Here is a 24,838-nt window from a genome sequence, read left to right on the forward strand (position 1 = left end):
CAGATTATTCCGCCGCGACCAATCGCTCCGCGTCCGACAGGTCGACCGACACAAGACGACTGACGCCCTGTTCGATCATGGTCACCCCATAGAGGCGATCCATCCGGCTCATCGTCACGGCATTGTGCGTGACGATAAGGTAGCGCGTCTCGGTCTCCGCATTCATCCGCGCCAGCAGGTCGCAGAACCGCTCCACATTCGCGTCGTCCAGCGGAGCATCGACCTCGTCGAGGACGCAGATCGGTGCCGGGTTGGTGAGGAAGATCGCGAAGATCAGCGCCACCGCCGTCAGCGCCTGCTCCCCTCCCGACAACAGCGTCAGCGCCGACAGTTTCTTTCCCGGAGGCTGCGCCATGATCTCCAGCCCCGCCTCGAGCGGGTCGTCAGACTCGACCAGTTCCAGATGCGCCTGCCCGCCTCCGAACAAGGTCGTGAACAGGCTCCTAAAATGCCCGTCGACCTGCTCGAACGCGGCCAGCAGCCGTTGCCGCCCCTCGCGGTTGAGATGGCCGATCGAACCGCGCAGCCGGTGGATCGCCTCGGCCAGTTCCTCCTTTTCGACCGCGCTCGTGTCCTGCTCGGCCTCCAGTTCGGCCAGCTCGCTTTCGGCCACCAGGTTCACCGGCCCGATCCGCTCGCGCTGCGCCGTCAGTTGCGCCAGCGATTCGCGCAGTTCGCCCGTTGCCGGCAGCGCCTCCGCGTCGAAGTCGAACCGTTTCGCCAATCCTTGCGGCGAACAGTCATATTCCTCGAACGAGGCCGCGGCCCGGCGCTGGCGCTGCTCCTCCGCCGCCTGCGCCCGCTCCGCCGCGCCCGCCCGGCGTTCGCGCGCCGCGGCGAAGGCCTCGGCAGTCTGCGAGTGGGCGCGGTCGCGCTCTGACTGCGCCGCCTGCGCCGCGGTCATGGCCGCATCCTTGTCCGCGACCCGCGCGGCAATCTGGCCCTGTTCCTTCTCCAGTCGTTCGATCTCCTCGGCCAGCCGCTCGGGACTGCCCGACAATTCCTCGCGTTCCGCGCGTTGTGCCTTGTTGCGCGACGCCGTCTCGTCGAGCCGTGCCTCCGCATCGCGGGCGCGCGCGCGCCAGCCGTCCTGTTCGCGTCCTGCCGCCGACATCCGGTCGCGTGCGGCCTCGATCCCCTGCCGACGCGTCGCCACCGCGGCGCGATGCCCCGCCACCGTCTCGCCCGCTTTCGCCGCCGCAGTCCGCGCGGACGCGATGTCCCGGTCCAGCCGTTCGTCTTCGGACAGGCTGGCGAGTGCCCGTTGCGCCTCCGCCAGTCGTTCGCACGCGCTTTCATGCAGCGGTTTCAGTTCCGCGCGCCGTTCCTTGAGGCTCGCCGCCCGCGCCTCGGCCCGTTCGATCGCCGACCGCGCGCGATCCGCGTCCCGCGCCGCGCCGCGCATCGCCTCTTCCACCGAGGCGAGCCGCGAGCGCGCGGCCCGCTCGGTCTCGCGCGCGGCGACCACCCTTCGCTCGACCGCCTCGCGCGACGCCTCCGCCTCGCGTGCTGCCCCATCGAGCGAGGGCAATTGCTCCTCCAACGCCGCCAACCGGTTTGCCCGCTCGAGCCGTTCCGCCTCCGCAGCGCCCTCGCCCTCGACCACGAACCCGTCCCAGCGACGCATCCGTCCGTTCCGCGTTACCAACCGCTGCCCCGCTGCGAGCGATTGCCCCTCGTCGGCCTCGACCACGCCGATCATCGCCAACCGCCGCTGGAGGGCTGGCGGCGCATCGACATGGTCGGACAGCGGATGTGCGCCCTTCGGCAGTGCCGCATCTTTAGCGTGATCGCTTAGGCCTTCCGACCAACGTCGCGGCCCCTCGCCCCCGATGTCCGCGAGCAGATCGTCGCCCAGCGCAGCGGCCAGCGCCCGCTCGTACCCCGGCGCCGCGCGAACCCCGTCCAGTGCGCCGTGCTCCCCATCGGACAGCGCCGCGCGAAGCGTGCGCACCTCCGCCTCCACCGCCGCAAGCGCCGCCCGCGCGTCGGCGCGCGCCGCTTCGGTCGCATCCCGTTCGGAGAGCGCCCGTTCGCCTGCTTCCTCGGCTTCCTCGATCGCAGCCACCGCCTCGGCCGCGCGCTTTTCCTGCGACGCGATCGCCTTTTCGGCCAGCTTCAAGGCGCTGCGATAATCCTCGTCGGCGTCGAGCGTCGCTTCCTGCTCGGCCAGCCGGCGCAACTCGTTCTCGATCCGGTCGGCCTGCGCCTGCGCCGCTTCCAGGGCCACTTCGGCGACCTGCCGCTCGGCACGTCCCGCCGCCTGCTTCGCAAGCAGCGCGGCCAATTCGGCCTCGCGGTCCGACGCTTCCGCTTCGGCCGCCGACAGTTTCGCAGCAACCTCGCGCGCGTCCTCTTCTTCACCGGCCAGCCGCTGTTCGAGCGCTTTCTGTTCCTTGCCCAGCGCCTCGATCGCGCGCGCCGCATCCTCGCGCAGCGCCGTCTCGCGAGCCCGATCGGTGTCGAGCGCGCGCATCGCCGCGTCCAGCTCCTCGATCCGCCGCGTCACCGCGCCCGCTTCCGCTCGCGCGGTTGCCAGTCGGTGCGCCAGTTCCTGTCCCGCCGATCGCGCCGCCACCGCTTCCTCGCGCGCGGTCGACAGAGCCGTTCCGGCCTTCGATTGTTCGAGCAGCGCCGCATCGCGTTCGCCCCGCAACCGCTCGACCGCTTCCTCGGCTTTCTGCGCCTGCTCCTTCGTCTCGCGCGCCCGTACATCCGCCGCCCGCCATTCGGCCAGCATCAGCTGCGCTTCGACGAGCCGGATCTTGTCGGAAAGCTGCCGATAGCGGGCCGCCGCGTTGGCCTGCCGCTTCAGCGCCGCCGCCCGCGCCGCCTGTTCGCCCAGCAACCGGTCCAACCGTTCGAGGTTCGCCTCCGCCCCCCGCAATTTCTGCTCGGCATCCTTGCGGCGCGCATGCAGTCCGCTGATCCCCGCAGCTTCCTCCAGCAATTGGCGACGCTGTTGCGGCTTGGCGGAGATCACCGCCCCGATCTTGCCCTGGCTGACGAGCGCCGGACTGTGCGCGCCCGTCGCCGCGTCGGCGAACAGCAGCGCCACGTCCTTCGCCCGAACGTCACGCCCGTTCAACCGATAGGCCGATCCCGCGCCCCGCTCGATCCGCCGGGTCACCTCGTTCTCGCCGGCGTCTTCGCCCGCCTCGGGTCCGCGTTCGACGGTCAGCGTGACTTCGGCAAAGTCGCGCGCCGGACGGCTTTCGGTGCCCGCGAAGATGACGTCTTCCATCCCGCCGCCGCGTAGCGACTTGGGACTTCCTTCCCCCATCGCCCAGCGAATCGCTTCAAGAAGATTCGATTTGCCGCACCCGTTCGGGCCGACGATTCCCGTCAGCCCGTCGCGGATTGCCATGTCGGTGGGCTCGACGAAGCTCTTGAACCCGACCAGCCGAAGCCGCCGGAACTTCACCTCGTCTCGCCCCCGTGCCGCATCCTACTCGGCAGCGGCCTCGGCCGTCACTTCCTCGCCCAGCGCGCGCTGGAGGACGGGTTTGAGGTTGGAATAGTCCGCATCGACCTCCTGCGCCGGAACCCCGTTGATCAGGAAATAGGGCGTGCGATTGACGCCGAAGTCGCTCTGACCGACGCTCTGCATCGACACCAGCTCGCTAACCGCCGCTTCGTCGGCCAGACAGGCGTCGGCCTGGCTGGCGGGAAGGCCGCGCTGCACCGCAAAGGTCTTGAGGCCCGTCACTTCGGCCAGCCGCGCGAACTGCTCGTTGGGGCTGAGCGACCGCAGCTGCGGCATGACTTCGCGAAGCTGCGGGATGCGCTGCCCGTACCATTCGTTCTGCGCCGCGAACATCGCATCGGTCAGCGGGAAGAAGCGGTTCTCGCCCCCGCACCGCGCCAGCAGCGAGGCGGTCACGTCGATGGGATCGCGCGTATAGTTGCGGAATTCGAACGAGACGCGACCCGAATCGAGATATTCCTCCTTCAGCTGCTGCTCGCCGTTGGTGCTGAAGAAGGCGCAGGCGCCGCAGGTCATCGAGCCATATTCGACGACCTTCACCGGCGCGTCGGGATTGCCCATCAGGTAACCACCCGCATCGGTCTTCGAGACCACGTCGGCCCATTCCTGCCCGTCGGGGGCCGCAACGGCCTCGACCGGCGTATCGGCGACCGGCAGTTCGCCCGTCGCGCCCGCTTCCTTGTTGCAGGCGGTCAGCGCCAGTGCGGCGGTGGTGAGGATCAGCATGTTCTTCATGATTCAGTACGTCCTTGCTTGGAAGTCGGCTCGCCGATGCGGCCGAGAACGGGAATGGTGGGCTGGCTCGCGCCCTCGAGGCTGGAGGCCAGCGATTCGAGCACCGAGCGCAGTTCGGGATCGGGAATGTCGCGCAGCCCCTCGCCCAGTTCCTTGGATACCGGCGCAGGGGTCGGGCGGGCGATAGCGGGGCGCGGCTTTTCGATCCGTCCCTGCTTGAACACGACCTTGGTGACCGCGCCTGCGCCGAAGAAGTCGTTGACCTTCTCGAGGATCATCGGTGCCAGATGCTGGAACAGCGGTGCCTGCGCGCCTTCGACCTTGAGCGTCAGCGTACCGCCCCGCTTGGCACCGCTGGGAAAGCGGATCGATTCCGGCATCGAGACCTTGGCATATCGTTCGCCGACGATCTCGTCCCAGCGCTCGACAACCGACGACTGCACGAAGCCGAAGCGCTTGAACGCCTGCCCCGCGATCGGCGCGACCAGGTCGCCCGCGCGGCGGACCCCGTTCGCGCGCGTGTCATCGTTCGATTTTGGCGACCACTTCGTCATTGCCCCGTCTCATGCCATAGGCGCCGCATGCGTCAAAGCGTTAAGCACGATCTGGTGACCCATTACCGCGAACACGCGCGCGACCTGCCGTGGCGAATTGCGCCGGGAGGCAACGAAAAGCCCGATCCCTATCGTATCTGGCTGAGCGAAGTGATGCTCCAGCAGACGACGGTCGCTACGGTCGGGCCGCGCTTCCGGTCGTTCGTGGAACGCTGGCCGACGGTGGAATCGCTCGCCGAAAGTCCGGTCGAGGATCTGCTCGCCGCCTGGGCGGGGCTCGGCTACTACGCCCGCGCCCGCAACCTGCATGCTTGCGCGGTTCGGGTCGCGGCCCGCGGCGGCTTCCCCGATACCGAGGCCGCGTTGCGCGAATTGCCCGGAATCGGCGATTATACCGCCGCCGCGATCGCCGCGATCGCCTTCGGCCGCGACGCGGTGGTCGTCGACACCAACGTCGAACGGGTGGTCGCGCGGCTGATCGCGCTCGACCGCCCGGTCCGGGAGGAGAAGGCGCTGATTCGCGACGAAGCGGCCAAGCTCTACGACGGCATGGATGCGGGCACGGTCGCGCAGGCGCTGATGGACCTCGGCGCCACCATCTGCCGCCCGCGCGATCCGCGTTGCAGCGAATGCCCCCTGCGCGCCCATTGTGCAGCCTTTGCGACCGGGACCCCCGCCGCTTTCCCGCCGCGCCCCGCGAGAAAGGATCGCCCCGACCGCCACGGTACCGCCTGGTGGATCGAGCGCGACGGAGCGATCTTCCTGGTCCGCCGTCCCGGACGCGGAATGCTGGGCGGGATGGCGGCGCTGCCCGGCAGCGACTGGCACGACGGCCCCCTTCCCCCGACCGATGCGCCGAGTATCGTCCACGGCTTCACCCATTTCACCCTCGCGCTCGCGATCGAACCGCGGGCGGAGCCGGACGCGGGGGCGGAGGGATGGTGGCAGCCTTTGGACCGTCTCGACGAAGCGGGTCTGCCTACGCTTTACAAAAAGGCGATCGCTGCCATGCAGGCCGCGCATCCGCGCCTGCCGCTGACGCCTTGAAACCCCGCGCGCACCGCCCTAAAGCCACGCCAGAAACTTTCTCCCAAGGGATCGCATGAACGACCGTCAAAACACCATCGCCGGCTGGGTACTGTTCGCCAGCGTCATCGCGCTCGGCACCAGCCTCGTCGTCGGTGAAGTCTTCCACGGCGAAGAAATCGACAGCTGCGAAGAGGGCGCCACCGACGGCTACTGCCCCGCCTACGTGGCCGAAGCTTCGGCTGCCGCGGCAGGCGGCGCTGCGGAGGCGGAAGAACCGATCGCCTTCTATCTCGCGACCGCAGACGCCTCGCGCGGCGAGACGGTGTTCGCCAAGTGCACCGCCTGCCACAACGCCGCGGCGGGCGGTCCCAATGCGCTGGGCCCGAACCTCTACGGAGTGATGGGCTCCAATATCGCGAGCAAGGCGGGCTTCGCCTATTCCGACGCCTTGTCGGGAATCGACGGAAGCTGGCAGTGGGATAACATGTCCGAATGGCTGCGCAGCCCGCGCGGCTTTGCGCCCGGCAACAAGATGACCTTCGCGGGCCTCGGCGATCCTCAGGACCGCGCCGATCTGATGCTGTGGCTCAATCAGCAGGGTTCGAGCCTCGCCGTTCCGCCTCCGCCCGAACCGGGTGCCGAGGGCGAAGAAGCTGCCGAGGACGCGGCGACCGAGGGCGATGCCCAGACCGCGCAGGACACCAACACCGCCGAGGATCTCACCGACACCAGTGCCGAAGGCACCGGGAGCGAGGGCGGGGTCGAGGTGCCGGAAGCCACCGAATAGACCGAGACGCCGACGACCGCTTCGCCGCGGACGCCGGCTGCTTCGCGCGCCCGTTTCAGCGACTTATGGTCGCGTGAACGCGATCGCTTTGTCCCCAGCGCCTATCAAGCCGGGTGGTCGCACACCTCGTAGGCGTCGCAGACATGGTCCCACGCCTCCTCGGCCGTCTCGACCCAGGTGATGAGGTCGAGGTCGCGCTTGGAGATCGTGCCCTCCAGCGCCAGCGCATCGAGATCCATCACCTTGTCCCAGAATTCGCGCTTGCCGAATACGAGCAGCGGCATCGGATGGACCTTGCCTGTCTGGATGAGCGTCAGCAGCTCGAAGAATTCGTCGAACGTCCCGAACCCGCCCGGGAACACCGCCACCGCCCGCGCGCGGATCAGGAAGTGCATCTTGCGGATCGCGAAATAGTGGAATTGAAAACTCAGTTCGGGCGTGATGTACTCGTTGGGTAGCTGCTCGTGCGGCAGGACGATGTTCAATCCGATCGATTCCTTGCCCTCGTCATGGGCGCCGCGGTTCGCCGCTTCCATGAAGCTGGGCCCCCCGCCCGACACCACCACGAAATGCCGTTCGCCGTCCGGATCGACGGGATAGGTCGATGCGATCCGCGCCAGCTTGCGCGCTTCGTCATAATAATGCGACTTGGCGACCAGCCGCTGGGCAACCTGCCGGTCCCAATCGTTGTCCGCCGCCTCGAGCAGCGCCTGCGCCTTGGCGGGCTCGGGCACGCGCGCCGACCCGTACATCACGAAGGTCGAGGCGATGTTCGCCTCCTGCATCAGCAGTTCGGGTTTCAGCAGCTCGAGCTGCAGCCGCACGGGCCGAAGCTCGTCGCGCAGCATGAGTTCGTGATCCTGGAAGGCGAGTTTGTACGCTTCGCTTCGCGTCTGCGGGCTCGACGGGACATGCGCCGCTGCTTCCGCATCCGACTTGGACGTGGGAAAGACGCGTTCCTTGGGACTATGCTTCTTGTTCATGGGGCCGGGCGTAGCGCCATGCGCCCCGCCCGCCTAGCCCCCAGACTCCGAGCTCAGCCGAGGACTAGTAGACCCGCTTCTTCGGCTCGATATAGCTGATGTCGTCGGTCAGCGTGAAATCGTGCACCGGGCGATAATCGATGGTCGTCTCGCCGCCCTTGCCGCCCCAGCCGTCGATCCAGATCAGGCTGTGCTTCATCCACTGGTCGTCCAGCCGATCGGGATAATCCTCGTGCATGTGCGCGCCGCGGCTTTCCTTGCGGTTCGCCGCCAGACCGATCGTCGCCTTGGCCTGCACCAGCAGGTTGTCCAATTCCATCGTCTCGACCAAGTCGCTGTTCCAGACGAGCCCGCGATCGGAAACGTTGACGTCGGCCATGCTGGCGTAGGTCGCGTCGATCTTCTCCACACCCTCGGCGAGGATTTCCTCGGTACGGAAAACCGCGCAGTTCGACTGCATTGTCTTTTGCATCTCGAGACGGATGTCGGCGGTGCGCCGCCCGCCGTCGGCGTGGCGGAAATGATCGAGCCGTGCGAGCGACAGGTCGGCCGCATCGTCCTTCAGCTTGGCCTGTGTGGCGCCCGGCGTCACGACCTCGGCCAGCCGCAGCCCGGTCGCGCGGCCGAAGACCACGAGATCGATCAGGCTGTTCGAGCCCAGGCGGTTGGCGCCGTGCACGCTGACGCAGGCCGCTTCACCGACCGCGAACAGACCGGGCACGACCGCATCGGGATCGCCGTCCTTCAACGTCACGACTTCGCCATGATAGTTGGTCGGGATGCCGCCCATGTTGTAATGCACGGTCGGCACCACAGGGATCGGCTTGCGGGTCAGGTCGACGCCCGCGAAGATCTTCGCCGTTTCGGTGATTCCCGGCAGGCGCTTGGCGAGGATGTCGGCGTCGATATGGTCGAGGTGGAGGAAGATGTGATCGCCCTCCTCGCCCACGCCGCGTCCTTCGCGGATTTCCATCGCCATCGAGCGCGACACCACGTCGCGGCTGGCGAGATCCTTGGCGCTGGGGGCGTAGCGTTCCATGAACCGCTCGCCCTCGGAATTGGTGAGATAACCGCCCTCGCCGCGCGCGCCTTCGGTGATGAGCACGCCCGCACCGTAGATGCCGGTCGGGTGGAACTGGACGAACTCCATGTCCTGAAGCGGCAACCCGGCGCGAAGCACCATGGCATTGCCGTCGCCGGTGCAGGTGTGCGCCGATGTCGCGCTGTAATAGCAGCGCCCGTAGCCGCCCGTCGCCAGCACGACGGCCTGCGCCCGGTAACGGTGGATCGTCCCGGTATCGAGGTCCAGCGCGACGAGGCCGCGGCACACGCCGTCTTCCATGATGAGGTCGAGCGCGAAATATTCGATGAAGAAGTCAGCGTCGTACTTCAGGCTCTGCTGATAGAGCGTGTGGAGCATCGCATGCCCCGTCCGGTCCGCCGCCGCGCAGGTGCGCTGCGCCGCCGGACCCTCGCCCATGTTCTGCGTCATGCCGCCGAACGCGCGCTGGTAGATCTTGCCTTCCTCGGTCCGGCTGAACGGCATGCCGGCATGTTCCAGCTCGTAGACCGCCTGCGGCGCTTCGCGGCAAAGATATTCGATCGCGTCCTGATCGCCCAGCCAGTCCGACCCCTTGACGGTATCGTACATGTGCCAGGTCCAGTGATCTGGACCCATGTTGCCGAGACTGGCGGCGATTCCGCCCTGCGCGGCGACAGTGTGGCTGCGGGTCGGGAAGACCTTCGTCACGCACGCGGTCTTGAGCCCCTTTTCCGCCGCGCCCATCGTGGCGCGCAGACCGCTGCCGCCGGCACCGACGACGACGACGTCATAGCTGTGATCGATAATCTTGTAGGAGGTCATTGGGGCGTCAGGCTCCGAAAGCGAGTTTGGCCAGGGCGAACAGCGCGAACGCGGCGCCCGCGATGGCGATCATGGTCATGATGAAATGGGCGGCGACGCGATTGCCTTCGACGTGCACGTAATCGTCGACGACGACCTTCATGCCATCGAGACCGTGCACGAAGCTGACGATGACGAACAACGCCATCGGCACCGCACCCAGCGGCTGCGACAGCCATTCGCTCACTGTATTCTTGTCGAGAGCGGGAAGCGTCAGCAGCGAGAAGACGAGCCACGCCGACAGCAATACCAGCGCGACGCTGGTGAACCGCTCCATCAGCCAGTGGTCGCCGCCTTCACCCGCCGACCCCAGTCCGCGAACCTTCGCCAGCGGCGTGGCGCTCTTTCCGCGAGCCATTTTAGAACACTCCCTTGAACATCGCCCAGACGAGGGCGGTGAAGAACAGCGACAGCGCGATCGTCATGATCGACCAGAACTTGTTGGTCTTGAGCTCGTAGCCCGCCCCCATGTCGAGGACGAGGTGCCGAATACCCGAGAAGGTATGCTGGAAGAACGCCCAGGTGAGACCGATCAGCACGATCTGCCCGTACCACGCGCCCGCATGCGTCTCGAAGGTCGCATAGGCATCGCCGTCGCTCGCGAGCGCGACCAGCCACCAGGTCAGCAGACCCAGGCCCGCCACGGTGAGCGCCGATCCCGTCAGGCGGTGCAGGATCGAGACCAGCATATGCGATTGCCAGCGATAGATGCTGAGGTGCGGCGACAGGGGACGATCCCGGGTCGGCGAGGTCGGCGCGTTCATGCAGTTCCTCTCGGGGTTAAAGTGCGGGTGCCTCGTTAGGGGAGCGCGAAAAACAAGGCAAGGAGCGCGGCGAACCGATCCCGCTGACTAACCTCGCTTTAACCAGTTTCGTGGCAGGAGAGAAACCTGACCTTTGGAACCCACTCGATCACGGAACGGCAGCACCGACCCATGAGCATCATGAAACACGACGATTTCACCGAGCGCTACGACCTCAAGCGGAGCCTCGCGCTGTACGATCCGGAGGGCGACCTTCCCGTCCGCGCCCGGCTGCTGTTCGATGCCATCGAAGGGGTAGAGGCCGAGATGGCGCGCGAATTCTGGCGCCGCTATTTCCTGTCGCCCGAGGTCGCCGAACAGGCGAACGAGGCGAAGATCCAGAAGCTGGCCGAGCGCATCGTCCCCTTCATCCGCCAGAAATTCACCGCGATCACTGACGACGGCTGGACCGACCAGGCCCGCGAATATGTCGACAATGCGCTGCAGAACGGCGTGTCGCTTTCCACGTTGCTCGCAGGTTTGTTCTGCGAGGTCGAGGCGGCGTATCGCGCCGTCCGCGAGGCGGCGGTATCGGAAGAGCAAACGGTCATGTTCGCTCGCACCTTGTCCGAGATGCAGGCGATCGAGACCGACTGCTTCGTGCATTACGCCATGGCGCTGACCCGCAAGCAGGCGGATCTCGTCCAGTCGCGACAGGCGGGCGAATTCAACGACCAGGTGATGGGCGTGGTGCAGCGCTGCACCGCCGAAAGCAGCATGCTGCGCGAACGGGCGAGCAAGTCCGCGACCAGCACGCGCGGCATGCTGGGCAAGACCAGCGAGGTCGCCGCCGCCGCCGAACAGTCCGCCACTGCCATGCGCGAAGCCGCGCAGACCGCCGCGGGTCTCATCCGCGCCATCGAGGATGCGCGAAACGAGGTCGAGAACGCCGCCGACGTCGCCACCACGGCGGGCAACCAGGCCGCCGATGCGGTGGCCTCGTCCGAAGCGCTTTCGGGTCATGTCGCGACGATCGAGGAAATCCTCGGCCTCATTCGCGACATTGCGGGTCAGACCAACCTTCTCGCGCTCAACGCCACGATCGAGGCCGCGCGCGCGGGCGATGCGGGCCGCGGCTTCGCGGTCGTCGCGCAGGAAGTGAAGAGCCTTGCCAACCAGACAGCCAAGGCCACCGACGACATTACCAGCAAGATCGCCGCCATCACCTCCGCGACGCGCGAGACGGTCGACTGCAACGCCTCGATCAAGAAGACGGTCGAGGAAGTGCAGTCGAGCGCGGTGCGTATCCGCGAGGCGATGGAGCAGCAGGCGCAGACGGTCACCACCATTACCGCCGCGGTCGACGAAACCGCGCTGGCGGCCGATTCGATGAGCTCGACCATCGCGACGATCCGCGCCGATACCGAACATGTCGCCAAGGAGATCGACGGCGTCGAGGAAGGGTTCGATCGCTTTGCCGACGAGATCCACGCCTTCCGCGACCAGACGCAGACCTTCGTGTCGCGCTTCGCCGTCTAGACGACCACGACCGATCGGAGCCTTCCCCATGACCCAGATGCCCGGCAGCAGAATCAAGGCGCTGACCCCGATCAGCGAGGAACAGGTCGCCAAGCGGGTCGATGCCTACATGGCCGACCCCGCATTCCCCGCCGCCCATGCCGAAGTCTGGCCCGCGATGGAGGGAGAGATCCTGTCGGCGGCCAACCGCCACTATGGAGACCGCGGCGAGAATTTCGTGAAGCGCCTGTTCGACCGACCCGTCGGCGAGGACTGGATCCGCGATGTCGCCCAGATCGGCATCGCCCTGTTCGGCGAGGAGGAATCGATCCCGCACTGGAATGTGCGCCGCTCGAAGATGACGATGGACATCATGTCCTCCGCCCGCCGCAAGTTCTCCGACAATCCGGCGATGATCGGCAAGATGTGCGACACGGTGCTGACCACCATGCTGTACACCGCCGACATCATCCTCGCGCAGGTGGCCGTCTGCGAAAGCCGCGAGGCGGCCGAGGAACGGACGGTCCACGGCCGCCTGTTCCAGCGCAAGGTGAAGGAAATCTCGGGGGCGGCGGGCGAAAAGGCCCAGCAGATGCTTCATCGTGCCGACGAGACCGCGACCAGCGCCCGTGGCATGTTGGGCAAGACCAGCGAAGTCGCATCGGCCGCCGAACAATCGGCGGTGGCGATGCGCGAGGCGGCCCAGACCGCGGCGGGTCTCATCCGCGCGATCGAGGATGCCCGTAGCGAGGTGGAAACCGCCGCGCAGGTCGCCACCAAGGCCGGCGACGAGGCCGCCAAGGCGGTCAAGACCAGCGAGGCGCTGTCGGGTCACGTCGCGACGATCGAGGAAATCCTCGGTCTCATCCGCGACATCGCGGGTCAGACCAACCTCCTCGCGCTCAACGCCACCATCGAGGCAGCGCGGGCGGGCGATGCGGGGCGCGGCTTCGCAGTGGTGGCGCAGGAAGTGAAGAGCCTTGCCAACCAGACCGCCAAGGCCACCGACGATATTGCCGCCAAAATCACCGCCATCACTGCCGCAACGCACGAGACGGTACGCTCCAACGCCTCGATCCGCGCCACCGTCGACGACGTCCAGGCCAGCGCCGATCGCATCCGCGAGGCGATGGAGCAGCAGGCCCAGACCGTCACCACCATCACGGCGGCGGTCGACGAGACTGCGCTTGCGGCGGATTCGATGTCGACGACGATCGCCTCGATCCGCGGCGAGACCGAACAGGTCGCCAGCTCGATCGGCAAGGTGAAGAGCGACTTCGACGAATTCACCGCTCAGATCGACGGCTTCTCCACGGCCAGCGCCGAATTCGCCACCAACGTCGCGGCCTGATCGCGCGCCGGGCGCTTCCGATTGTCGTCACCGCGCGTTAGGGCGGGGCATGAACATTCTCCTCACCGGTGCCAGCCGCGGGATCGGCGCGGCCACACTCTCGCTGCTGCGTGAACGGGGTCATACCGTCGCGGGCCAGTCCACGTCGGGCGACGACGATCTGCTCGAGGCCGACTTCACCGACCCCACCGCCGGGCGGCACCTGTGGGAAGCCGCGTTCGACCGGCTCGACGGCCGCATCGACGCTCTCGTCAACAATGCGGGCGTGTTCGAACCGGTGGAGGACAAGGCCTCGGACGAGGAATGGGACGCGGTCTGGGATCGCAGCCACCAGATCAATCTCAAGGCCTCGGCCGATCTCTGCCGCCATGCGATCAGTCATTTCCGCAGCCGCGATGGCGACTCGCCGGGCCGCATCGTCAACGTCGCCAGCCGCGCCGCCTATCGTGGCGATTCGCCCAGGCACTGGCATTATGCCGCGGCCAAGGCGGGCATGATCGCGATGACCAAGACGATCGCACGCGGCTACGCCCGCGAAAATATTCTCGCATTCGCCGTCTGTCCGGGCTTCACCATGACCGGCATGGCGGAGGATTATCTGGAAAGCCGCGGCGGCGCGAAGTTGCTCGATGATATTCCGCTGGGCAAGGTGGCCCAGCCCGAAGAGATCGCCGAAACGATCCGGTGGCTGGCGACCGACGCCCCGCCCAGTGCGACCGGCGCGATCATCGACGCCAACGGCGCGAGTTTCGTGCGATGACCTACCGCGCCACGTCCGCCTGCACCCGCAAGGAAGCCGAACGGATCGCGGCGGAAGGCGATCTCGTCTTCGCGATGTGCGGCGAGCAACCCGTTCTCGTCGTCGAGGAGCCCGACCCCGACGCGCCCGAACAATGGCGGCTCCACGCTTATTTCGAACATGAGCCCGAACCGCAGGCGCTCGTCATTCTGTCGCGGATGACCGAAGGAGGCGATCCTTACGTCGAGCGGCTCGACGACGAGGATTGGGTCACCCTCAGCCAGACGGGGATCGAACCGATTCGGGCGGGCCGCTTCCACGTCCACACCCCGCGCTATCCCCCCGACGATGCCGAGGGAGTGATCGACTTCACGATCGAGGCGGGACTGGCGTTCGGGACCGGGCAGCACGCCACCACATCGGGCTGCCTCGAAGCGCTCGACCGGCTCGAAGCGGCGGGCAAGAGATTTTCCAATATCGCCGACATCGGCACCGGCACCGGCCTCCTCGCCTTTGCCGCGCATCGCCTGTGGCCCCGTGCGAGGATCGTTGCCAGCGACATCGACCCCGTCGCAATCGAGACGGCGGAGGCCAATGCCTCGCTCAATCATATTCCCGTCGCGGAAGGCGCGGGACGTGTGCTGCTGCTCGAAGCCCGCGGCCTCGGCCACCCGCTGCTCGCGCGGCTCAAGCCGTTCGACCTCCTGATCGCGAACATTCTGGCCGGGCCGCTCGTCGATCTTGCCCCCGGCCTGTCCGGTGCGCTGGCCGATGGCGGGACGCTGGTTCTCTCCGGTCTACTCGACAGCCAGGCGGAGCGCGTCGCAGCCACCTACGCCAAACATGGCGTGACGGGAACGGAGTCGGAATTTGGAGAATGGCGAGTATTAACGCTCGAAAAAGGTTAATTTTCCGCCCGAAAACTCGGTTCGTCGCACAGGGCGAACCGGTCATACGCAAAATCGGAACGGCAGCTTGCGGCGACCCGCTGGTTGGGTATGACCCACGCCGCAATGACCCAATCGACTATCCAGCTCCGCAAACGCGACCGCTTCAAGCGCCTTTTCAAGCGCGCCGAAGGCGGACCGCGTCGTCGCACACGCCTCGCGATCTACGCCAGCGTTCCCGCCATGGCGGTCGCCGGTTTCGCACCGGCCGAGCCCGTTGACGCCGGTGACATCCTTTCGCACGAACTGACGCTTCGCTCCGGCGACGTCATGCCCGCCGACGCAGTCCCGGTCGATTTCTCGACCCTCGCGGCGGACGAGGAAGAAACCGCATCCGCGGTCGTCGATACCGCCGCGCTGACCCCCGTGGGCGCAAGCTATTACGGCGCGCGTTTCGCGGGCCGCCCGACCGCCAATGGCGAACGGTTCGATCCGTCGGCGATGACCGCCGCGCATCGCACCCTGCCCTTCGGCACGATGGTCGAGGTGACCAATACCGCCAATGGCAAGACCGTCACCGTACGCATCAACGATCGTGGCCCCTTCCACGGAAATCGCGCCATCGACCTGTCGCGCGGCGCCGCGGAAAAGATCGGCATGATCGCCAGCGGTCACGGCACGGTCACGATCCGCACCATCAGCTAAGCCTCGCCAGCCGCCGCCGGATACGGCGATGCGACATCAGGCGCGAGAAACTTCCGCCAGCCACTCCTCCTCGCTCATCACCTGCACGCCGAGCTCTTCGGCTTTCTTCAGCTTCGATCCGGCGCCCGGTCCGGCGACCAGCAGATCGGTCTTCGCCGACACGCTGCCCGCCGCCTTCGCGCCCATCCGTTCGGCCTGCGCCTTGGCTTCGTCGCGGCTCACGCTTTCGAGCTTGCCGGTGAAAACGATGGTCTTGCCCGACCATGCGGTTTCCGCCACCTCGACCGCGTAAGGCGCAGGAGCCGCTCGCTCGATCAACCGTTCGACCTCCTCGCGATTGTGCGGTTCGTGGAAGAAGTCGATGACCGCCTGCGCCACGACATCGCCGACCCCGTCGATCGCCGACAGCTGCGCCAGCGCATCTTCCGCCCCCGCCGTTTCCATCAGCGCCGAAATCGTCCCGAACGCCTTCATCAGATCGCGCGCGGTGACGCTGCCGACATGACGGATGCCGAGCCCGAACAGGAAGCGCGCGGCGTCGAACCCGCGCCGCGCGTCGATCGCCGCCAAGAGATTGTCGACCGACTTTTCCTTCCAGCCCTCCAGCGCGAGAATATCGTCGCGGCGCTCGCGCAGCGTGAAGATGTCCGACGGTTTCTCGACCCACCCACGGGCGAGGAAATCCTCCAGCGTCTTGGCACCCAGTCCGTCCACGTCCATCGCACCGCGGCTGACGAAATGTTTCAACCGTTCGAACCGCTGCGCGTCGCAGACCAGACCGCCGGTACAGCGGATGTCGACCTCGCCTTCCTCGGCGACCGCTTCGCTGTCGCAGATCGGGCAGGTCTCGGGGCGCGGATAGGGATCCCGTCCCGCTCCGCCCGACAGATTGGCGACGATCTGCGGAATGACGTCGCCCGCGCGCTGGACGCGCACCTTGTCGCCCGGGCGCACCCCCAGCCGGTCGATCTCGTCGAAATTGTGAAGCGTGACGTTGGACACGATCACGCCGCCCACGCCGATCGGCGTCAGCCGCCCCACGGGCGTCAGCTTACCGGTACGCCCAACCTGGATGTCGATGGCTTCGAGTGTGGTTTCAGCCTGTTCGGCGGGAAACTTGTGCGCCAGCGCCCAGCGCGGCGCCTTGGCGACCTTGCCCAGCCGCGCCTGCCAGTCGAGCCGGTCGACCTTGTAGACCACGCCGTCGATATCGTAGCTCAGCCCCGCTCGGGCTTCGCCGATCGCCCTATAGACCGCCAACGCAGCATCCACGCTCGTGCAGCGCTGGAAGTGATCGGCGATGGGAAAACCCAGTCGCGCGAACCATGCGACCATATCGGCCTGCGTATCGTGAGGAACGTCCGAAATCGCGCCCCAGCCGTGCGCGAAGAAGCGAAGCGGCCGTGCCGCCGTCACTGCCGGATCCTTCTGCCGGAAACTCCCCGCCGCCGCATTGCGCGGATTGGCGAAGATCTTGCCGGCCGCTTCTTCCTGCCGCGCGTTCAGCTCCGCGAAGTCGTCCTTCGCCATGTAGACCTCGCCGCGGACTTCCAGAACGTCGGGCGCATGTTCGAGATGCTGCGGGATGTCGGCGATCGTCCGCGCGTTGGGCGTCACATCCTCGCCGACCGTTCCGTCACCCCGCGTCGCCGCCAGCACCAAAGTCCCCTTCTCGTACCGCAACGAACAGGACAGGCCGTCGATCTTCGGTTCGGCGGTCAGCGCGACCTCCGTTTCTGCATCGAGGCTCAGAAACCGCCGCACCCGCGCCACGAACTCGCGCACGTCATCGTCGGCGAACCCGTTGTCGAGGCTCAGCATCGGCTCGGCATGCGCGACCTTCGACAGGGGTGAGGAGGGCACATGCCCGACCCGCTTCGAGGGGCTGTCCTCTCGAACGAGATCGGGGAAGGCCTCTTCCAGTGCGCGGTTCTCCGCGACCAACGCATCATAGGCCGCGTCGTCCATGATCGGATCGTCACGGTCGTGATAGGCGGCATCGGCCTTGGCGATCTGCTTGGCCAACCGCATCAGCCGGTTGGCCGCCTCCGCTTCGGTGAGGCGGCTCGCGTCCACTATCGCAGCGTCGCCTCGATCAGGTCGCAGAAGCTGTCCCAGCTGCGCGTCGCGGCGGTTTCGTCGTGCGCCACGCCGTCGATGTCGAGCTTGCTGGCCTGCGGGTTGGTAAAGGCGTGGCCGACCCCGCCATAGGCATGGATCTGCCAGTCGCACGCGCCCTGCTCGGTCAGTTCCTGGCCGAGGCTGACGACATCGGCGGGCGGTGCCATCGGATCGTCCCAGCCATGAAAGACCGCGACCTTGGGTTTGACCTTCTCGGTCGTGAAATTGGGCACCTTCAACAGTCCGTGGAAGCTCGCGGCGACCTGGAAGTCCGCGCCCGACCGCGCAAGATCGAGCGTGCACAGCCCGCCGAAGCAAAAGCCCATCACCGCGACCTTGTCGGCATCGAAACTGTCCAGTTTTTTGGCGAACTCGAGGATCGCCTGCTGCTGCTTCACGAAGGTGCCGCGGTCCGCGATCAGATCGTTCATCGTGTCCATCGCGGTCTGTTTGTCGTCGGAATCGCCCCCGTCGAGGCCGAGCTTGTCCTTGCCCATCGTGTCCGCCGCCAGCACCGAATAGCCGAGATCGACGAGCCGCTGACCGTAGTCCTGCTCGACCGGCCCACGGTTGAGGAAGCTCGGCAGAATGACGACGCCCGGCCGGGCCTGTCCCGATCCGTCGTCCATCGCGAGGTGCAGAAGATCGCGGCCGTCATGGCTGTGCTCGAGTTCGGTGTGGTTCATCGCTTGAATTCTCCTCGCGGCTTCACGCCGCCTCCATCAGTTTCGCTGCCGCCGCCCGGGCTTCATCGGTGATCGCGGCTCCCGAAAGCATACGTGCGATCTCCTCGCGCCGTTCCGTCTCGTCGAGCTTCTCGACCGTCGTGCGGGTCACGCCGTCATCGACCGTCTTGCTGATGCGATAATGATGTGCGGCCCGCGCAGCGACCTGCGGCGAGTGTGTGACCACCAGCACCTGATGCTTGTCCGCCAACCGCGCGAGCCGCTCGCCGATGGCGCTGGCGACGGCACCCCCCACGCCGCGATCGATCTCGTCGAAGATGATCGTCCCCGCCCCGCCAACCTCGGCGAGCGCAACGCGCAGCGCCAAGAGGAAGCGCGACAGCTCGCCGCCCGACGCGATCTTTCCCAGTGGGCCGAACGGCGATCCGGGGTTGGTCGAAATGGTGAACTCGACGCGGTCGATCCCCTGCGGGCCGGCGTCGGCGGGGCTGAGTTCGGTCACGAACCGCGCCGCCCCCAGCTTGAGCGGCTCCAGCTCGTCCGCGACCCGCGCATCGAGCCGCGCTGCCGCTTCCTCGCGTGCTGCCGACAATGCGTCCGCTGCCTCGTCGTACGCCGCTTCGGCAACCACGATTGCCGACTCGATCTCCGCCAATCGCTGCGAGCCCGTCTCGATCGCCTCGCGCCGGTCGTTCAATTCCGTCAGCAGCGCAGGAAGCTCGTCGACCGTCGTCCGGTGCTTGCGCGCCATGCCACGCAGAGCGAACAGCCGCTCCTCCGCATCGTCGAGAACCTCGGGATTGTGGACCAGATCGGCCTTCGCATGCTCGAACAGTCGCTCCGCCTCGTCCGCCTCGATGATCGCGCGGTCGATCGCCGCCAGCGCCTTGGCCAAATCGTCATGGACGTCGTGCACCCGGCTGAAGGCGCGTGCCGCCTGCCGCATCTGCGACAAGGCCCCGTCGCCGCCGGACAGCAGCGGCTCGAGGTCCGCCAGTTCATGTTCGATGCGCGCGGCATCCTTGTGCCGCTGGCGAAGCTCGGCAAGCTCTTCTTCCTCGCCCGCTTCGGGATGCAGCGCGTCGATCTCCTCGATCGCATGGTCGAGCCATTCGCGATCCGCCGCCGCCGCCTCTGCCTTCCCTTTCAGTTCGGAATGTTCGCGGCGCAGCGTCGACAGACGCTCCCACCGCGCGGTGACCGATCGGGTATCGAGCTGACCGAACGCATCGAGCATCGCCCGGTGCGACCCGGCATCCAGCAGCCCGCGATCGGCATGCTGCCCGTGAATCTCGACCAGCGTCTCGCCGACCTCGCGCATCACGCGCGCGGGCGCCGCCTGCCCCATCAGTCTCCCCGACGAACCGCCGTCCGCCTTCAATCGTCGTTGCAGCAGCAAGGGTTCGCCCGGATCGGCTTCCACCCCTGCTTCCTCTAGCGTGCCGAAGGCGGAATGGCCCGGTGCCACCTCGACCTCGGCGGTCACGTTCGCCTCCTCGGCCCCGTCGCGGACCAGCCGCGCATCGGCCCGCTGGCCGAGCGCCAGTCCGAGACTGTCGAGCAGGATGGATTTGCCCGCCCCCGTCTCGCCCGTCAGCACGCCGAGCCCCGCCTGAAACTCGATCGCGAGTTTCTCGACGAGCACGACGTTGCGGATGGCGAGCCGGGTGAGCATCGACCTCTACCTATCGCGAATTTTCGGAGACGTCATGCGCGTAAAAAAGAGCGCGCCGTCGATCGCCCTACGTCTGGTCGGCGTTGTATCGCCGCATCAACTGATAGCTGCGCTCGTACCACTCGCTGTCGGGATAGCTGGCACCCAGCACCGCTGCGGCCTTCTGCGCCTCGGTCGTGACGCCCAGCGCCAGATAGCTTTCGACGAGACGGTGCAGCGCTTCGGGAACGTGCGCGGTGGTCTGGTAGTCGTCGACCACGTTCTGGAAGCGGATCGTCGCGGGGATCCAGCGGCGCGTGTCCTGATAGAAGCGCCCGACTTCCATTTCCTTGCCCGCCAGCTGGTCGTTGACGAGGTCGATCTTGATCCGCGCATCGGCAGCGTAGCGGCTGTTGGGGTAGCGGCGAACCAGTTCGCCGAACACGTCGCGCGCCTGTTCGGTGATGCGCTGATCGCGGCTGACGTCCTCGATCTGGTTGTAGTAGCTCATCGCGATGAGATAGTTGGCGTAGGGCGCGTCCTTGTTGCCCGGATGGATCGCCAGGAAGCGGTTGGCCGCGCCGATCGCCTCGGCATAATCGTTGGCCTGATAGTGGGCGAAGGCCCCCATCAGCTGCGCACGCCGCGCCCAGATCGAATAGGGATGCTGGCGCTCGACCTCGGCGAAGACCAGCGCCGCCCGGCTGTAGCTTCCGCGGTCGAGGTTTTCCTTCGCCAGCGTATAGAGCGTGTTGACGTCGCGGGCGACATAGTTGGTGTCGATCGCGCGATTGGCGGCGGATCCACCCCCGCCCGCACAGGCGGCGAGCGGCAGGATGCAGGCGGCGGCCATCAGGCCCCGGATGAAATGCTTTTTGACCATGAAAACCAACCTACCCTTTGTGTCGCGCCGCGCCAAGTGTCGCACGTTCCTGTTTTTCCAAGGCGCCGACCGGCCCTAGACAACCGCGCCGTCGTCGCGTTTTTCCTTCACCGACGTGTCCTCGTCATGAACGAAGCTGTCGGGCGTCACGCCGAGGAACACCAGCAGCGGCGCGGAGATATAGATCGAGCTGTACGTCCCGATGAACAGCCCCAGGAAGATCGCGATGGTCAGCCCGAAGATCACCTGCGGCCCGAACACCAGCAACGCCCCGATCGCCAGCAGCAACGCAACCGACGTGGTGATCGTGCGCGACAGCGTCTCGTTCAGCGACAGGTTGATCAGCTCGACGATCCCCATCTTGCGATACTTGCGCAGATTCTCGCGGATGCGGTCGTAGATCACGACCGTGTCGTTCAAGGTATAGCCGACCACCGTCAGGAAGGCCGCGACGATGTTGAGATCGACCTGCAACTGGGTGATCGAGAAGAAGGCGAGCAACAGCCCGATATCGTGGAACAGGGTCGCCAGCGCCCCCACCCCGAACTGCCATTCGAAGCGGATCCAGATGTAGGCCGCGATCCCCATCATCGCGAACACGATCGACAGCGTGCCGTCCATCGCCAGTTCTTCGGACACGTTGCCCGATACCGATTCGCCCGAACCCACGTCGACGCCGGGATATTCGGCCTCCAGCATGGTGCGCAGTTCGGTCACCACCGCGTTCGCCGCCGCCTCGTCGCCTTCGGGACGCGGCAATCGGATGCGGAAGGTGGTCGGATCCCCGAACTCCTGGATCGAGGCTTCGCCGAGGTCGAGGCCGTTCACCTTCGACCGCAATTCGTCGATCTCGACCGGCTGGCTGAAGTCGGCCTGCACCGACTGTCCCCCGACGAAATCGATGCCGAGGTTGAGACCACGCGTGAACGTCAGCGCGAAGCCCGCGACCGCCAGCAGCATCGTGATCCAGATCGCGATCTTGCGGAACTGCATGAAGTCGATGTTGGTGTTGTCGGGGACGAACTTGAGCAATTTCATGATGGTTCTCGCTTGCTCAAATCTGCAACGTCTTGGGACGCTTCTTCTTGACCCACAGGGTCACGAGCATCCGGGTGAAGGTCACCGCGGTCCATACCGAGGTGATGATGCCGATGAGCAGCACCACGGCGAACCCGCGAATGGGGCCCGATCCGAAATAGAACATGATCGCGGCGGCGATCGTGTTGGTGATGTTCGCATCGAAGATGGCCGTGCTGGCCTCCTTGTAGCCATGATCGATCGCATCCAGCGTCTTGCGCCCGCGCCGCATCTCTTCGCGGATGCGCTCGTTGATCAGAACGTTCGCGTCGACCGCCGCACCGATCGTCAGCACGAAGCCCGCGATCCCCGGCAAGGTCAGCGTGGCGTTGAACACCGCCATCACCCCCAGGATCAGGAACGCGTTCACGACCAGCGCCGCATTGGCATAGAGACCGAACCGCCCGTAGGTGATCAGCATGTAGACCAGCACCGCGAGCGTCGCGGCCAGGCTCGCCAGCGCGCCCTTCTCGATCGAATCGCGGCCAAGGTCGGCGGACACCGTCCGCTCCTCGACCACGTTGAGCTTCACCGGCAGCTTGCCCGACGACAGGGCGATGGCGAGATCGCCCGCGCTGTCGACCGTGAAATTGCCGCTGATCTGCGCCTGCCCGCCAAGGATCGGCTCGTTGATGTTGGGCGCGGACAGCACATTGCCGTCGAGCACCATCGCGAACGGCTCGCCGGTATTCTCCTGCGTCACCCGACCGAAGCGGCGCGCGCCCTGCGTGTTGAACGTGATCGATACGACAGGCTGACCGTTCTCATCGAAGCTCTGCTGTGCATCGGTGAGCTGGTCGCCCGAAACGATCGTGCGCCGTTCCAGCGCGATGCGCGGGATGCCATCCTCGTTGCCATAGCCGACGAAGGGAATGCCGGCGGGCGCGTCGGGATAGGGGAAGATCTCGCTCCCCACCGGCGCGCGGCCTTGGCTCACGTTGGTGGGATTGGCCTCGTAATTGACCAGCTTGAACTCCAACCGCGCCGTCTGACCGATCAGGTCCTTCAGCGCCTCGGGGTCCTCGACGCCCGGGACCTGCACGAGCACGCGGTTCTCGCCCTGCGTACGAACGGTGACTTCGCGCGTGCCCGACGGATCGATGCGCCGCCGCACCACGTCGCGCGCCACCGTGACCGCTTCCTCCAGCGCGCGGACGTCGCCGCCCGGCGTCGGCGTCAGCACGATGCGCGTCGAATCGACGACGTTGACGTTCCAGTCGCGTTCGCCACTAAGCCCGACGGGCTCGGTCATCGCGCGCAAGCGCTCGACCGCCTCGTCGACCTGCGTGGGCTCGCGGACCATGAAGGACAGCCGCCCGCCTTCGCTCGAAATGCTGCCGATGCGGACCCGCGGGTCCTCGCGGCGCAGTTCGGACTGGACCGCATCCTCCATGTTCTGGAGCCGCTGCGCCTGCAGGTCGACCGCGTCGGCCTCGAGCAGAAGATAGGACCCGCCGGCGAGGTCGAGCCCCAGATTGATCCGTGCCGACGGCAGGGCGTCGGGATAGGCTTCCATCTGCCGTTCGGACAGCAGGCTGGGCACCGCCAGCAGGATGCCGACAGCGATGATCGCCCAGATCGAAAAGACCTTCCAGCGGGGAAAATCGAGCATCAGTCGTTGGCCGCCGTGGCCGCCTTGGGATCGATCACCTGCGTCAGCGTCGATTTGACCGCGCGGACCTTCTGGCCGCCGCCGAGATCGATCTCGACCTCGTCGTCGCTAACCTTGACAACCTTGCCCAGGAGCCCGCCGCCGGTGACGACACGATCGCCCTTCTTGACCGCCGCGATCTGAGCCTGATGTTCCTTCATCCGCTTCTGCTGCGGACGGATCAGCAGGAACCAGAAGATGATGAAGATGAGGATCAGCGGAAAGATCTGGATGAAGAAGGCGGCCGTGCCCGACGGTGCGGCTGCGGCGACGAGGAGATCGGTCATGGAATGCTCTCGTGAAAAGGCCGGTGAAACCGGCGCCCCGATCGACTAGATCGTGCGCCTCCCCCCGGGTTGCAAGTCGCGGCGGCGCCTATCACGCAAAAGGCGTGGTTGCCAAGCGGCTTGCGTGGTGGGGACGAGCGCGCTAGAGGCCCCGCTCGTGCTCGCGCCACCCTTGAAGTGCGCGGGCCGGGTCGGGGAGTAGCGCAGCCTGGTAGCGCATCACACTGGGGGTGTGGGGGTCGCAGGTTCGAATCCTGTCTCCCCGACCAGCTTTTTCGCAGAAGTGGCGACCGTCCGGGGGACGGTCGCGCGAAAAAGCTCCGACGGATGTCGCCATGCGCCTCCCACGCTTTAGATAAAAATACGGCCGCCCCCTCGTGGGGAGCGACCGTCAGTCGTTCGCGCAGGGCGTGGAGGGCCTATTGCGCGAGAACGGTATTGATGGCGTGGACGACGCCATTGTCGCCCTCGATATCGGCTTCGACCACCATCGCCTCGGTGCCCGCGGCCGTGCGCACGCGGATGAGGCCATCGTTGTTGATGACCGTCAGAGTCTCGCCCGACAGCGTTTCCAACTCGGTCTCGCCCTCGGGAATATCGCCCGACAGGTAGCGGTTCGACACCGCGTGCCGCTCGAGGATCGTGGTCAGCTGTTCCTGGTTCTCGCGCAACGTGTCGAGGTTCTCGACATTGTCGAACGCTTGGTTGATCGGCGCGAAGATCGTGATTCCGTCGGCCTGCGCCAGCGTTTCGCCGATCCCGGCGCCCACCGCCACCTCGAGGAAGGTGGAAAGATTGTCGTTGGCGCTCGCCGCCTCGACCACGTCGACGGCGTCGGGGGTCATGTCGCCGCCCCCGGCATCATCCTCTGCACCCGTCTGTTCGGCGGTCGTGTCGGTTTCGGCCGGATCGGCCTCTTCGCCTGCACATGCCACCAGCGCGAGGCTCGACGCGACGGCGAGGATCGTCAGCATTTTCATCGCGGGTTCCTTATGTCGTCCATCCGACCCTATCTGGCTTCAGGCTGACAATGATCGGAACGACGCTCCCGTTCCCCG

22 protein-coding genes and 1 tRNA gene are annotated in these 24,838 nt (G+C 66.5%); 8 read left to right on the forward strand and 15 right to left on the reverse strand.

Annotated elements, in window-relative coordinates; translation table 11 throughout:
• Positions 1–4 precede the first annotated feature (4 nt).
• The 3 genes from WJT74_RS09140 to WJT74_RS09150 are packed head-to-tail and all read right to left on the reverse strand — an operon-like array spanning position 5 to position 4,776.
• Complete coding sequence (locus WJT74_RS09140; RefSeq protein ID WP_343343958.1) at positions 5–3,424, reverse strand: chromosome segregation SMC family protein; 3,420 nt, start codon at positions 3,422–3,424, stop codon at positions 5–7.
• A gap of 24 nt (positions 3,425–3,448) precedes the next feature.
• A complete protein-coding gene (locus WJT74_RS09145; protein WP_343343960.1) occupies positions 3,449–4,222 on the reverse strand; it encodes a thioredoxin domain-containing protein in 774 nt (257 codons plus the stop codon).
• Entirely contained in the window at positions 4,219–4,776 is a 558-nt protein-coding gene (locus tag WJT74_RS09150; protein WP_343343963.1) for a DUF721 domain-containing protein, read from the reverse strand. Before WJT74_RS09150 ends, WJT74_RS09145 begins: the two co-directional genes overlap by 4 nt.
• A 27-nt stretch (positions 4,777–4,803) precedes the next feature.
• Between WJT74_RS09150 and WJT74_RS09155 the strand changes: the two genes are divergently transcribed.
• Together WJT74_RS09155 and WJT74_RS09160 are read left to right on the forward strand one after the other, a co-directional pair.
• Positions 4,804–5,823: an A/G-specific adenine glycosylase gene (locus tag WJT74_RS09155; RefSeq protein ID WP_343343965.1), complete on the forward strand. Its 1,020-nt coding sequence runs from the start codon at positions 4,804–4,806 to the stop codon at positions 5,821–5,823.
• A gap of 55 nt (positions 5,824–5,878) precedes the next feature.
• On the forward strand, positions 5,879–6,592 hold the full coding sequence (locus tag WJT74_RS09160; RefSeq protein WP_343343966.1) for a c-type cytochrome: 714 nt from the start codon (positions 5,879–5,881) through the stop codon (positions 6,590–6,592).
• Positions 6,593–6,696: 104 nt separating this feature from the next.
• Here WJT74_RS09160 and WJT74_RS09165 read toward each other — a convergent pair whose 3' ends face one another.
• From WJT74_RS09165 to sdhC, 4 genes are all read right to left on the reverse strand, one after another.
• Positions 6,697–7,575, reverse strand: coding sequence for an LOG family protein (locus WJT74_RS09165; protein ID WP_343343969.1), 879 nt, complete (start codon positions 7,573–7,575; stop codon positions 6,697–6,699).
• Between the two features lie 64 nt (positions 7,576–7,639).
• Entirely contained in the window at positions 7,640–9,439 is a 1,800-nt protein-coding gene (gene sdhA / locus WJT74_RS09170; RefSeq protein WP_343343971.1) for a succinate dehydrogenase flavoprotein subunit, read from the reverse strand.
• Positions 9,440–9,446: 7 nt separating this feature from the next.
• Positions 9,447–9,836, reverse strand: a complete 390-nt coding sequence (gene sdhD / locus WJT74_RS09175) for a succinate dehydrogenase, hydrophobic membrane anchor protein (RefSeq protein WP_343343974.1) — start codon at positions 9,834–9,836, stop codon at positions 9,447–9,449.
• Position 9,837: 1 nt separating this feature from the next.
• A complete protein-coding gene (gene sdhC / locus WJT74_RS09180; RefSeq protein WP_343343976.1) occupies positions 9,838–10,242 on the reverse strand; it encodes a succinate dehydrogenase, cytochrome b556 subunit in 405 nt (134 codons plus the stop codon).
• Positions 10,243–10,413: 171 nt separating this feature from the next.
• Here sdhC and WJT74_RS09185 point away from each other — a divergent pair, with 171 nt between their 5' ends.
• The 5 genes from WJT74_RS09185 to WJT74_RS09205 all read left to right on the forward strand — a co-directional run bounded on the left by WJT74_RS09185 (position 10,414) and on the right by WJT74_RS09205 (position 15,421).
• On the forward strand, positions 10,414–11,760 hold the full coding sequence (locus tag WJT74_RS09185) for a methyl-accepting chemotaxis protein (RefSeq protein WP_343343979.1): 1,347 nt from the start codon (positions 10,414–10,416) through the stop codon (positions 11,758–11,760).
• Between the two features lie 28 nt (positions 11,761–11,788).
• Positions 11,789–13,090 (forward strand): methyl-accepting chemotaxis protein, encoded by a 1,302-nt coding sequence (locus WJT74_RS09190; protein ID WP_343343982.1) that lies wholly within the window; start codon positions 11,789–11,791, stop codon positions 13,088–13,090.
• A 49-nt stretch (positions 13,091–13,139) separates the two neighbouring features.
• Entirely contained in the window at positions 13,140–13,850 is a 711-nt protein-coding gene (locus tag WJT74_RS09195; protein WP_343343985.1) for an SDR family NAD(P)-dependent oxidoreductase, read from the forward strand.
• A complete protein-coding gene (locus tag WJT74_RS09200) occupies positions 13,847–14,737 on the forward strand; it encodes a 50S ribosomal protein L11 methyltransferase (protein WP_343343988.1) in 891 nt (296 codons plus the stop codon). The genes WJT74_RS09195 and WJT74_RS09200 overlap by 4 nt, the downstream gene beginning before the upstream one ends.
• Before the next feature lie 105 nt (positions 14,738–14,842).
• The gene (locus tag WJT74_RS09205) at positions 14,843–15,421 is read left to right on the forward strand and encodes a septal ring lytic transglycosylase RlpA family protein (RefSeq protein ID WP_343343990.1); all 579 of its coding nucleotides are present in this window, start codon (positions 14,843–14,845) and stop codon (positions 15,419–15,421) included.
• A 36-nt stretch (positions 15,422–15,457) separates the two neighbouring features.
• Here WJT74_RS09205 and ligA read toward each other — a convergent pair whose 3' ends face one another.
• From ligA to yajC, 7 genes are all read right to left on the reverse strand, one after another.
• On the reverse strand, positions 15,458–17,500 hold the full coding sequence (gene ligA, locus WJT74_RS09210) for an NAD-dependent DNA ligase LigA (RefSeq protein WP_343348157.1): 2,043 nt from the start codon (positions 17,498–17,500) through the stop codon (positions 15,458–15,460).
• A complete protein-coding gene (locus tag WJT74_RS09215; protein ID WP_343343992.1) occupies positions 17,497–18,228 on the reverse strand; it encodes a dienelactone hydrolase family protein in 732 nt (243 codons plus the stop codon). The genes ligA and WJT74_RS09215 overlap by 4 nt, the downstream gene beginning before the upstream one ends.
• A 22-nt stretch (positions 18,229–18,250) precedes the next feature.
• Positions 18,251–19,903, reverse strand: coding sequence for a DNA repair protein RecN (recN, locus tag WJT74_RS09220; RefSeq protein ID WP_343343994.1), 1,653 nt, complete (start codon positions 19,901–19,903; stop codon positions 18,251–18,253).
• Between the two features lie 67 nt (positions 19,904–19,970).
• Positions 19,971–20,765 carry an outer membrane protein assembly factor BamD gene (locus WJT74_RS09225; protein WP_343343996.1) on the reverse strand — a complete coding sequence of 265 codons (795 nt, stop codon included), beginning with the start codon at positions 20,763–20,765 and terminating at the stop codon, positions 19,971–19,973.
• Between the two features lie 75 nt (positions 20,766–20,840).
• Positions 20,841–21,803, reverse strand: a complete 963-nt coding sequence (gene secF / locus WJT74_RS09230; RefSeq protein ID WP_343343998.1) for a protein translocase subunit SecF — start codon at positions 21,801–21,803, stop codon at positions 20,841–20,843.
• Positions 21,804–21,819: 16 nt separating this feature from the next.
• Positions 21,820–23,454, reverse strand: a complete 1,635-nt coding sequence (gene secD, locus WJT74_RS09235) for a protein translocase subunit SecD (RefSeq protein WP_343344000.1) — start codon at positions 23,452–23,454, stop codon at positions 21,820–21,822.
• Positions 23,454–23,780, reverse strand: a complete 327-nt coding sequence (gene yajC / locus WJT74_RS09240) for a preprotein translocase subunit YajC (RefSeq protein WP_343344002.1) — start codon at positions 23,778–23,780, stop codon at positions 23,454–23,456. The genes secD and yajC overlap by 1 nt, the downstream gene beginning before the upstream one ends.
• Positions 23,781–23,972: 192 nt before the next feature.
• Between yajC and WJT74_RS09245 the strand changes: the two genes are divergently transcribed.
• Positions 23,973–24,049, forward strand: a tRNA-Pro gene (locus tag WJT74_RS09245).
• A 150-nt stretch (positions 24,050–24,199) separates the two neighbouring features.
• On the opposite strand, the gene WJT74_RS09250 is transcribed toward WJT74_RS09245, so the two are convergent.
• On the reverse strand, positions 24,200–24,760 hold the full coding sequence (locus WJT74_RS09250) for a fasciclin domain-containing protein (RefSeq protein ID WP_343344005.1): 561 nt from the start codon (positions 24,758–24,760) through the stop codon (positions 24,200–24,202).
• Positions 24,761–24,838: the final 78 nt, after the last annotated feature.

This window comes from Sphingomicrobium sp. XHP0239, from assembly GCF_039555325.1.
Lineage (GTDB): Bacteria > Pseudomonadota > Alphaproteobacteria > Sphingomonadales > Sphingomonadaceae > Sphingomicrobium > Sphingomicrobium maritimum.

What these genes read in the sequence shown, in the direction of transcription:
- sdhA (WP_343343971.1), bottom strand. Translation starts at nt 9,439, where the DNA reads ATGACCTCCTACAAGATTATCGATCACAGCTATGACGTCGTCGTCGTC.
- WJT74_RS09205 (WP_343343990.1), top strand. Translation starts at nt 14,843, where the DNA reads ATGACCCAATCGACTATCCAGCTCCGCAAACGCGACCGCTTCAAGCGC.
- recN (WP_343343994.1), bottom strand. Translation starts at nt 19,903, where the DNA reads ATGCTCACCCGGCTCGCCATCCGCAACGTCGTGCTCGTCGAGAAACTC.
- WJT74_RS09145 (WP_343343960.1), bottom strand. Translation starts at nt 4,222, where the DNA reads ATGAAGAACATGCTGATCCTCACCACCGCCGCACTGGCGCTGACCGCC.
- sdhD (WP_343343974.1), bottom strand. Translation starts at nt 9,836, where the DNA reads ATGGCTCGCGGAAAGAGCGCCACGCCGCTGGCGAAGGTTCGCGGACTG.
- WJT74_RS09215 (WP_343343992.1), bottom strand. Translation starts at nt 18,228, where the DNA reads ATGAACCACACCGAACTCGAGCACAGCCATGACGGCCGCGATCTTCTG.
- WJT74_RS09155 (WP_343343965.1), top strand. Translation starts at nt 4,804, where the DNA reads ATGCGTCAAAGCGTTAAGCACGATCTGGTGACCCATTACCGCGAACAC.
- WJT74_RS09225 (WP_343343996.1), bottom strand. Translation starts at nt 20,765, where the DNA reads ATGGTCAAAAAGCATTTCATCCGGGGCCTGATGGCCGCCGCCTGCATC.
- WJT74_RS09185 (WP_343343979.1), top strand. Translation starts at nt 10,414, where the DNA reads ATGAGCATCATGAAACACGACGATTTCACCGAGCGCTACGACCTCAAG.
- secD (WP_343344000.1), bottom strand. Translation starts at nt 23,454, where the DNA reads ATGCTCGATTTTCCCCGCTGGAAGGTCTTTTCGATCTGGGCGATCATC.
- WJT74_RS09190 (WP_343343982.1), top strand. Translation starts at nt 11,789, where the DNA reads ATGACCCAGATGCCCGGCAGCAGAATCAAGGCGCTGACCCCGATCAGC.
- yajC (WP_343344002.1), bottom strand. Translation starts at nt 23,780, where the DNA reads ATGACCGATCTCCTCGTCGCCGCAGCCGCACCGTCGGGCACGGCCGCC.
- WJT74_RS09195 (WP_343343985.1), top strand. Translation starts at nt 13,140, where the DNA reads ATGAACATTCTCCTCACCGGTGCCAGCCGCGGGATCGGCGCGGCCACA.
- WJT74_RS09150 (WP_343343963.1), bottom strand. Translation starts at nt 4,776, where the DNA reads ATGACGAAGTGGTCGCCAAAATCGAACGATGACACGCGCGCGAACGGG.
- secF (WP_343343998.1), bottom strand. Translation starts at nt 21,803, where the DNA reads ATGAAATTGCTCAAGTTCGTCCCCGACAACACCAACATCGACTTCATG.
- sdhC (WP_343343976.1), bottom strand. Translation starts at nt 10,242, where the DNA reads ATGAACGCGCCGACCTCGCCGACCCGGGATCGTCCCCTGTCGCCGCAC.
- WJT74_RS09250 (WP_343344005.1), bottom strand. Translation starts at nt 24,760, where the DNA reads ATGAAAATGCTGACGATCCTCGCCGTCGCGTCGAGCCTCGCGCTGGTG.
- WJT74_RS09160 (WP_343343966.1), top strand. Translation starts at nt 5,879, where the DNA reads ATGAACGACCGTCAAAACACCATCGCCGGCTGGGTACTGTTCGCCAGC.
- WJT74_RS09165 (WP_343343969.1), bottom strand. Translation starts at nt 7,575, where the DNA reads ATGAACAAGAAGCATAGTCCCAAGGAACGCGTCTTTCCCACGTCCAAG.
- WJT74_RS09200 (WP_343343988.1), top strand. Translation starts at nt 13,847, where the DNA reads ATGACCTACCGCGCCACGTCCGCCTGCACCCGCAAGGAAGCCGAACGG.